Origin of the sequence: Pseudomonas sp. (assembly GCF_037994325.1) — a bacterium.
Classification (GTDB): Bacteria; Pseudomonadota; Gammaproteobacteria; order Pseudomonadales; family Pseudomonadaceae; genus Aquipseudomonas.
Genome location: NZ_JBBNAH010000724.1, coordinates 1 through 8,523, shown reverse-complemented (window position 1 = coordinate 8,523; position 8,523 = coordinate 1). Strand labels below are relative to the sequence as shown.

The following is an 8,523-nucleotide window of genomic DNA, read 5'->3' as shown; positions in this document are numbered from 1 at the left end:
GTATTCAGCTTTCTGAAAATTTCCGGGCGCCGTGGCGTGCGGCAGCTGTCGCTATTTGAGCTGGTGGTCATCCTAACCTTGGGCTCGGCGGCGGGCGATGTGACCTTCTATGACGATGTGCCGCTGCTGCCAGTAGCGGTGGTATTCGCCACCCTGCTGCTGATGTACCGCGTCACCACCTATGCCATGGAACGCTTGCCGCGTTTTGGCGATTGGCTGGAGGGCAAACCGGCGGTGATCATCAAAGACGGTGTGTGCGATGTGCCGACGCTGGAGGGCAAGAATATTTCCACCGACGAGTTCTTTATGGAGCTGCGCCAGAAAGGCGTGGAACACCTCGGCCAGGTGCGTATTGGCATCATGGAAGTCAACGGCGACGTAAGCCTGTATTTCCAGCCCGAAGACCAATTGCGGGCCGGTTTGTCGGTGCTGCCGAGCCCGCTGCGTCAGCAATATCGTCAGGTGCCCACCACTGGTTTATATGCCTGCACCGCCTGTGGCAACACCACGCCGTTACAAGCCGGCGAAAGCCGCACCTGTACCCGCTGCGACCATCAAGAATGGAGCGAAGCGATTAGCACGCCGATGCATTCCCCGGCATAACGAGGCAGCGATTATGAACAGCGCGGTAAACCCCGAAGTATTGCCGTTGGCCAAGGGCAAGCGGCCGTTGCCCACTGATGAGGGTGTCGATACCGGCACCCTGCTCTGTCCAGCTCTGCCGCCGGATTTGCATTATGTAGACGACAGCCAGCCGGGGTTTCGCCGGCGCAAACTGCGCGGCAAATTCGTTTACTTCGACCTCGACGGCGAGCGCATTACCGATGCCGATGAAGTGCAGCGCATCAACAAACTGGCGATTCCCCCGGCTTATCAGGACGTGTGGATTTGCCCCGACCCTAAGGGCCATTTGCAGGCCACCGGCCGCGACGCCCGTGGACGTAAACAGTACCGCTACCACCCACGCTGGCGCGAGATTCGTGACGCCGACAAATACGAGCGCCTGCTCGAGTTCGGCCGGGCACTACCCAAGTTACGCACGCGCATTGACGAACATTTGCAGCTGCCGGGCTTAGGCCACGACAAGGTGGTCGCCACCGTGGTCGCGCTGCTGGATTCGACCTTGATTCGCGTCGGCAATACCCAATACGCACGGGACAACAAATCGTTCGGCCTTACCACCCTGCGCAACCGCCATGTTGAGGTTAAAGGCACCGGTATTCGCTTTAACTTTCGCGGCAAAAGCGGCGTGGAGCATGAGGTCAGCCTGCAGCATCCGCGCTTGGCGCGCATCGTTCGCCGCTGCCTTGAACTGCCCGGCCAACACTTGTTTCAGTACCTGGATGATGACAAGCAGCGCCGCGTGGTGACCTCCTCGGATATCAACCAATACCTGCAAGAACAAAGCGGTGAAGATTTTACTGCCAAGGACTACCGCACTTGGGCCGGAACGGCGCTAGCGCTGGACCAACTGCGGCAATTGCCGTTTGAAGAGCGCTCGGCCACCGAGCAGAAACGCGTGGTTAATGAAGTGATCAAAAGCGTGGCCAGCCAGCTGGGCAATACCCCGGCCATTTGCCGCAAATGCTACGTGCACCCGGCGGTGTTGGAGGCGTTTGTGGCCGATGAGCTAAGCAAGCTGGGTAAGCCCCGCACCCGCAAAGGCCTGCGCCCCGAGGAAGTGACGTTGATGCGCTTTTTGGAAATGGTGCAGGCAGATACGGCGACCACCAAGCCGTAGATACCGTTCCTCGTCCCGGTCTCCGTAGGAGGTTGAGGCGATATCGGGAAAATCGCTTGGTGCGCGCAGCACACACTACTGGCATTAATTGGCAAGATCTGTGGGCTTATTGTCATTGTTGCCAGCCCCTTCGCGCGACAGAATGGCACCATCGTTTACAAGGTGCCGCTTTGATGGCTAAACAATCCCCCCTGGAATCCCTGCGCACCGTCGCTTGCCTGGTGTACCCGCAGGTTATGAGCCTGGACGTCACCGGGCCGATGCAGGTGCTTGCCTCCGCCAACGTTGAGCGCGGCCGCCAGGGCTTGCCGGCGTTTTATGAATTGCTGCTGGTGGGCGCCGATCTCAATCCCGTCGCGACTTCGGCCGGTATGCGCCTGTGCGTCGACCGCCCTTGGCATGAGCTGGACGTATCCCGCGTGGATACGTTGCTGGTTCCCGGCGGCCTGGGGGTTGATGCACAGACGCAAGACCGCGAGCTGCTGGCCTGGCTGCACCAGGCGGAGCCGCAGGTGCGGCGCCTGGGGTCGATCTGCTCCGGCGCGCTGATTCTGGCGGCAGCTGGCGTGCTGGATGGACGCCAGGCCACTACCCATTGGGCCGACGTTGATGAGCTGCGCAGTTGCTACCCGAATGTGTTGATTGAAAGCGATCGCCTGCACACCTACGACCCGCGTGATCAGGACGGCGACAGCCATGTGTTTACCTCAGCCGGGGTGACCGCGGGCATCGACTTGGCCCTCGCGCTGGTAGAGGCCGATTTGGGCCGCGCCATGGCCTTGAGCGTGGCGCGGCGCCTGGTGATGTTTTTGCGGCGCCCCGGTGGCCAGAGCCAGTTCAGCGCCCTGCTGACGCCAGAACCGAGCCGGGTGCCGCGCCTGGCCGCGTTACTGGATTGGCTGCCGGCCAACCTCGGCGCCGAGCTGTCGCTGGAGACGTTGGCACAGCAGGCCAAGCTAACGCCGCGCACCCTGTCTCGGGTGTTTACCCAAGAATTGGGGATGGGCCCTGGGCAGTATGTGGAACGCCTGCGGTTGGAAGCGGCGCGGGCGCTATTGCAGGATGCCCAAGCATCGATAGGCACCGTGGCGCGGTTGACCGGCTTTGGTCACCCGGAAAATTTGCGCCGCACCTTTCATAAACATCTCGCCGTCAGCCCGCAGGAATATATGCAGCGCTTTGGTAGTGGTAGCCCTGCTGAAATTCTGCCCCCTAGCCTGCGCGGAGGCGACGGTGACCGCCCTAGAACTACCGTCATCTCCGCCTAGGCGGGGATCCAGAATCGCAAGCCAACCGCCGTATCTCGCCCAACCTAAGGAACTCACCATGCTCGAACTACGCCCCAACTGCGAATGCTGCGACCGCGACCTGCCGCCGGACTCGGTCGATGCGCGCATCTGCACCTTTGAATGCACCTTCTGCCGCGACTGTGCTGAAACCCACTTAGCCGAAAGCGGCTGCCCCAACTGCGGCGGCGAACTGCTGCAACGGCCACGTCGGCCGGCGGCGAAGCTGGTCAATAACCCAGCGTCCACCGAGCGCGTGCTTAAGCCTTCAGGCTGCGCCAAGGCCGGCTAAACCCCAGCTCCCTCCCGCAAGGAAACCACCATGTTGCTGCTGCGCAATGCGTCCGTTCGCCTGCTGTTTGGCGGCCAGGCCCTGTATTGGTCTTGTTCGTTGATTGGTATCACCCTGACCTCGCTGGTCGGCCTGCAACTGGCGCCGACCAACGTGCTGGCGACGTTGCCGCTGGCGTTGCTGGTGTTGGGTAATTTGCTTGCCGTGCAGCCGTTGTCGCTGTTTATGCAGCGCCACGGCCGGCGGCCAGGGCTGATGCTTGGCGCCGCCGGTGGCGTGGCGGGCGGCCTGCTGTGTGCGCTGGGCGTCGGTATTGGCGACTTCACCGTGTTCTGCCTGGGTGCCTTGCCAATTGGCGCATACCAAGCCTCGGCGATGTACTACCGCTTTGCCGCGCTGGAGTCGGTGGCCGACAACCAAAAAGGCCGCGCCACTGCCTATGTCATCAGCGGCGGCGTACTCGCCGCACTGCTCGCCCCAAGCCTGGCGCTGTGGTCACGTAATGCCCTGAGTACGCCGTATATGGGCGCTTACCTGATGATCGCCGTACTCGCCGCGCTGGGTTTTTTGCTGGTCAGCCAACTGCGCGAAGGCGCTGCGCCAGCGCCGGGCAAAGCCGGCCTGGCGGCCATGCGTGAACTGCTGGCCCGGCCGTTGGTACGTGCTGCCATCGCCACCACCGCCATCGGTCACGGCCTGATGGTGCTGGTGATGAACGCCACGCCGCTAGCCATGAGTTTTTGCGGTTTTGATGTGGCCACCAGCGCCGGGGTGATTCAGTGGCACATGCTCGGTATGTTTCTGCCGGCGTTTGTCGCCGGGCCACTGGTAGACCGCCTGGGTAGTCGTCGGGTGGCGGTGGTCGGCGGCAGCATCTTACTGATCAGCGCCGTGGTGGCGTTGTCCGGCCGAAGCCACCCGCACTTTTTAATCAGCTCGTTTTTGCTCGGCCTGGGCTGGAACCTGGCGTTGATTGCCGGCACAACATTGTTGGCCGAAGGCCATAGCCCGGCCGAACGCGGCCAAGCGCAAGGTTTGATGGAACTGGTCAATGGCTCAGTAGCGGCCTGTGCTTCATTTGCTTCAGGCGCCTTGATTACCGGGCTTGGGTGGTCGGCGATCAATATTGGCGTGTTGCCGCTGGTGGGGGTGGCGCTGTTGATGCTGCTGCCGGCGCGGCGTTGCGCTACCCAGGTGTAGCGTCTGATCGTAGGGTGCGCTGTGCGCACCGTTGCGGTTTATGCGGTATCGCAACGCTGCGCGCAGCACACCTTACGCACTTGCCTGCAAATGAAAAAGGCGACCCAAGGGTCGCCTTTTTACTTGCCGCCACTTAGTAGTAAGCGTTTTCTTTCTGCGTGTGGTCAGTTACGTCGCGCACGCCTTTGAGTTCTGGAATGCGCTCGAGCAGGGTTTTCTCGATGCCTTCTTTGAGCGTCAGGTCGACCTGGCCGCAGCCTTGGCAACCGCCGCCAAACTTGAGCACGGCAATGCCGTCTTCGACCACGTCAATCAGGCTGACTTCGCCGCCGTGGCTGGCCAGGCCTGGGTTGATCTCGGTTTGCAGGTAGTAGGCGATGCGCTCGTTGACCGGGCTGTCTTCGTTGACCATCGGTACTTTGGCGTTGGGCGCCTTGATGGTCAGTTGGCCGCCCATGCGGTCGGTGGCGTAGTCAACTACCGCGTCTTCAAGAAAGGCTTCGCTAAAGGCGTCGATATAGGCGGTGAAGCTTTTTAGCCCGACGGCTTTGTCTTCCGGCTTTTCTTCGCCGGGTTTGCAGTAAGCGATGCAAGTTTCGGCGTATTGGGTACCCGGCTGGGTGATGAACACACGAATACCAATGCCTGGGGTGCTCTGCTTGCTCAGCAGGTCGGCTAAATAATCGTGGGCAGCTTCAGTAATGGTGATGGCGCTCATGGCAACTCCTCGCAAACATGGGCGCAGTTTACGCCCTTGGGGCTTGTGAATAAAGCCCCAGTAAATTAGTCAGGAATAGCCGCCCTGCTCGGTGCAGGGTTTTCGTTATCCAGCCACACCTTGGCCTGTTGGAAAAACCGCTTCTCGATCAGTTCGTAGCTGCCCCAGGAGGCAAGCACGATAGCCGGAATGCAGGCGCCGATCATCCAGTAAATGTTCAGGTCGTAGCGCTGGGTAAGGTACCAGCCCAGCGACAGCACCAGCACATGTACCAGATACACCGAGTACGAACAGTCGCCCAACGATTTCAGCACGCGGTTGCCGCGGAAGTAGCTTTCAAGGGAAATACAGCTGGCCACGATCAGCGCACTCGGTACGCCCCAATGCAACACACGCATTTCGGTGTTCAGGTGATAAATCGCCAACAGCGAGCAGATAATCACCAGCACTGGCAACAGGCTGCCGGGGCGAATCCAGCCGCGTTGATAGACCATGCCGAGCATTACGCCGAAGAGAAATTCGTAGACGATGCTGTTGCGGTAAAAGTCGCTCACCCAGCTCTGCTGAGTCGCCACCGCGCTCACCAGAAAAATCGCTGCGGCAATCAGCCATAAGCGAAAACGCTCCGGCACGCTAAAACCAAGGGCGAATAGCAGGTAGAAAAACATCTCGTAGTTGAGGGTCCAACCCACGGCCAGCGTGGGGTAGAGGCCATAGCCGGCCGGGTTGCTGGCCGGGATAAACAGCAGCGACAAGATGAAATGCTGCAGGTCGAAACTCTGCCCCGGCATCATTGGTTTGGCGTAAACAATCAGCAAAGCGGCGAGCAGCGAGAACAACCAATATGCCGGCACGATGCGCAGCACGCGGTTGAGTAGGAAGCGCCCGGCAGCCATGTCCTTGCCCTGGGTGGACAAGTAGATAACCAAGCCGCTAATCACAAAAAAAATGTCGACGCCGACGGCGCCCTTGTCGATAAAAAATTGCCCGAAGGCACTGTCCGCCTTGAAATCAAAAAACACCTGCATGATGTGGTGTCCGACCACCAGCCACGCCGCTAACGCCCGTAGCGCTTGCAGTGAAATCAGCATAAACCTGCTCCCAGCCTCTAACTCTTGTTAAAGGGTTGACCCGAGCGGGGGGAGAAAAGGTCCATAAATCAAACGGTGGGGCGCACAACGTAGGTTGGGGCGGGCTGCGCTCACCGAACGCGGATCGACCCAACCTACCTGGACAGCCTACAAATTCTCATAGCGGTTCATATCCAGTACGCCCGCCTCTACCGGCTCGGTCCGTTGGATATAGCGATCCAGGTCGTGGAAGTAGCGCCAGAACTGCGGGTGACTCCTGCGTACGCCCCAGCGCTGCACCAGCTCCTCAAACGCCGGCGCATCCTTTATTTGCTCCATAGCGGCGACAAATTCCGGCACCTGCGCCACCGGCACGTTGAACATAAAGTTCGGGTAGCTGCTCATCACACCCGGGAACACCGTAAGGGTGTCCAGCCCCGGCTGGTAGCGTAGGCTTTCGCCCATCATAAAGGCCACGTTGCTGTGGGCGCGGTTGCGCAGCAGGCTGTAGAAATCGACGTTGCCGTCGCCCTCTTCCACCCGCAACATGGTTGCTTCCGGCAGTTGTTGAATCACCTTTAAGCCGGCCCCTGGCTTGTTGGTCAGGCGGCTAAGGGCTTGCTCGGCGTCTTGCTGCGGTTTGGGGAAGTTGCGTCGGTAGCAGTTGCCGGTTTCGCAACGGTTGATCGGGTCGGGGCGCATATTGAAGCCGGCGTAACGCGCCAGCAGTTGCGTGGCGAATATGTTTTTCGCGTTGACCTCAGGCAGTTGCAGGCCGGTGGGGCTGTCGTCGTCGATGTCTTGGTAGTCCATCCACATCTTGAGCTTGCCGCTGTTCTGGTACCAATCGCTGAGAATGGCCTCGCGCGAATCAGGCGGCATCAGGCGCAGAAAGTTCTGCTCGGCGCCGTTGCGGATCAAGTCGAAATACAGCCGGGTTTGCGCTTGGTGCGAGACGTTGCCGAACACGTCGTAATTGACCACCAGTTGGTAATAGGTGCGCTCCAGCAGCGGATAATCCATCCACCAAATGGTTTGCGGTATTTCCCCTATCAAGCCTTTTTTCACCGTGGCGCTGTCGTAGTGGCGAAAGATCGACAGCACCGCGTTGTCGTTGCCTGCCCAGATATGCGACCAGCTTGGCGCGGGGGCCTCAGCATAGGCGCTTTGCCGCTCGCTTTCGTACTCATTGCGCTTGTCGCGGTAGCTGCGCCATAGGCTCAAGGTGGCGCCGAGGTCATCGAGCTGGCCCGGCAATGCCAGCTGTTCGGTGACCTGGCCACGGTAGCTGGGGTCGGTGATAAACAGGTCGTGATCAGGGTCTTGAAAGAACACCCAGAAGTTATCGCGGATTACGTCGGTAGCAATCTGCCCCCGGCACACCGGCCCTTTGATAAACGTCTGCACAAAGTATTCGGCGTTTTCCAGCATGAACTGGTAACGCGCCTTGGCCGGAATGGCGGCGAAGGTTTCAAACGGGTTGGCGCGGCGCTGTGGGCCGTAACCAGGCGAGGCCTGCACCTGCCAGTCGTTGCCGTAAAACAGCTCTTTCACCCGCGCCAGTTTCTGCGGGCTTAACGGGTAGGTGATATGGGTTTTGTGCACGATCACGCCCTGCACCGCCGTCAGCCGGTAGTAGAACTGGATACCGGGGTCGTCGTTGGGGCGGCGGCTGGGGATGGGGTCGATAGCCTGGCCACTCGGCGTGCGTGAGCGCACCACTTGGAAGAAGTGGCGGTTATCGCCGTTCTGAAAATACAAATGGGCCAGAAATAAATGCTCGTACAGCCAACGTGCCACCAGGCTCTCCCGCGCGCCGGGGGCATTGAGCAGGTCTTCCCACTGCTTGATTTGCCCCAGCTCTAGCGCATTGGCCTGCAACGCTTGCTGATCCATCGGCGCACCCGCGGCCAGCCAGCCTTGCAGGGTTTTTAGCTCAGTCGGGGTCAGGCCGGTCACGCCCATGGGCATGCCTTCCAGCGCGTGGGTGTTGGCGTAGCTGTTGAACTCGTTTGGCGCCGGGCATTGGTTAGCGCGGTCGACGCCAATGGTGATGCTATCCGGCAGCTTGGCGTTGGGCTCCACCGGCTTTTGCTGGCCCAGCTCCAACATGCGCGCCATCAAGGCGGCCTGGCCGCTTTGCGCGTCGATTACCGAGTAAAAGCCTTTGCGCCGCCAAGCCAGCGGGCCATGGGCATCGAGAAACAAACGGCTGG

General features: G+C 60.3%; 8 protein-coding genes. 5 read left to right on the top strand and 3 right to left on the bottom strand.

Annotation, left to right across the window (positions count from 1 at the left end):
- From AAAB16_RS24095 to AAAB16_RS24075, 5 genes are all read left to right on the top strand, one after another.
- Positions 1-603, top strand: a 603-nt coding sequence (locus tag AAAB16_RS24095) for a YetF domain-containing protein (protein WP_340665621.1), incomplete at its 5' end; no start/stop codon positions are given.
- Between the two features lie 13 nt (positions 604-616).
- Positions 617-1,741, top strand: a complete 1,125-nt coding sequence (locus AAAB16_RS24090; RefSeq protein ID WP_340665620.1) for a DNA topoisomerase IB — start codon at positions 617-619, stop codon at positions 1,739-1,741.
- A 191-nt stretch (positions 1,742-1,932) separates the two neighbouring features.
- Positions 1,933-3,009 (top strand): GlxA family transcriptional regulator, encoded by a 1,077-nt coding sequence (locus tag AAAB16_RS24085; RefSeq protein ID WP_340665623.1) that lies wholly within the window; start codon positions 1,933-1,935, stop codon positions 3,007-3,009.
- A 58-nt stretch (positions 3,010-3,067) separates the two neighbouring features.
- A complete protein-coding gene (locus AAAB16_RS24080) occupies positions 3,068-3,319 on the top strand; it encodes a DUF1272 domain-containing protein (RefSeq protein WP_340665619.1) in 252 nt (83 codons plus the stop codon).
- A 33-nt stretch (positions 3,320-3,352) separates the two neighbouring features.
- Positions 3,353-4,519: an MFS transporter gene (locus AAAB16_RS24075; protein ID WP_340665622.1), complete on the top strand. Its 1,167-nt coding sequence runs from the start codon at positions 3,353-3,355 to the stop codon at positions 4,517-4,519.
- 133 nt (positions 4,520-4,652) lie between these two features.
- Here AAAB16_RS24075 and nfuA read toward each other — a convergent pair whose 3' ends face one another.
- From nfuA to AAAB16_RS24060, 3 genes are all read right to left on the bottom strand, one after another.
- Positions 4,653-5,237, bottom strand: coding sequence for a Fe-S biogenesis protein NfuA (gene nfuA / locus AAAB16_RS24070; RefSeq protein ID WP_110617885.1), 585 nt, complete (start codon positions 5,235-5,237; stop codon positions 4,653-4,655).
- Positions 5,238-5,302: 65 nt separating this feature from the next.
- Positions 5,303-6,328 (bottom strand): acyltransferase, encoded by a 1,026-nt coding sequence (locus AAAB16_RS24065; protein WP_340665618.1) that lies wholly within the window; start codon positions 6,326-6,328, stop codon positions 5,303-5,305.
- A gap of 147 nt (positions 6,329-6,475) precedes the next feature.
- Positions 6,476-8,523: fatty acid cis/trans isomerase (locus tag AAAB16_RS24060; RefSeq protein ID WP_340665617.1), on the bottom strand; the 2,048-nt coding region annotated here is incomplete at its 5' end.

Excerpts from the sequence above, each read along its gene's own strand:
- AAAB16_RS24065 (WP_340665618.1), bottom strand. The coding sequence starts at position 6,328 with ATGCTGATTTCACTGCAAGCGCTACGGGCGTTAGCGGCGTGGCTGGTG.
- AAAB16_RS24090 (WP_340665620.1), top strand. The coding sequence starts at position 617 with ATGAACAGCGCGGTAAACCCCGAAGTATTGCCGTTGGCCAAGGGCAAG.
- AAAB16_RS24080 (WP_340665619.1), top strand. The coding sequence starts at position 3,068 with ATGCTCGAACTACGCCCCAACTGCGAATGCTGCGACCGCGACCTGCCG.
- nfuA (WP_110617885.1), bottom strand. The coding sequence starts at position 5,237 with ATGAGCGCCATCACCATTACTGAAGCTGCCCACGATTATTTAGCCGAC.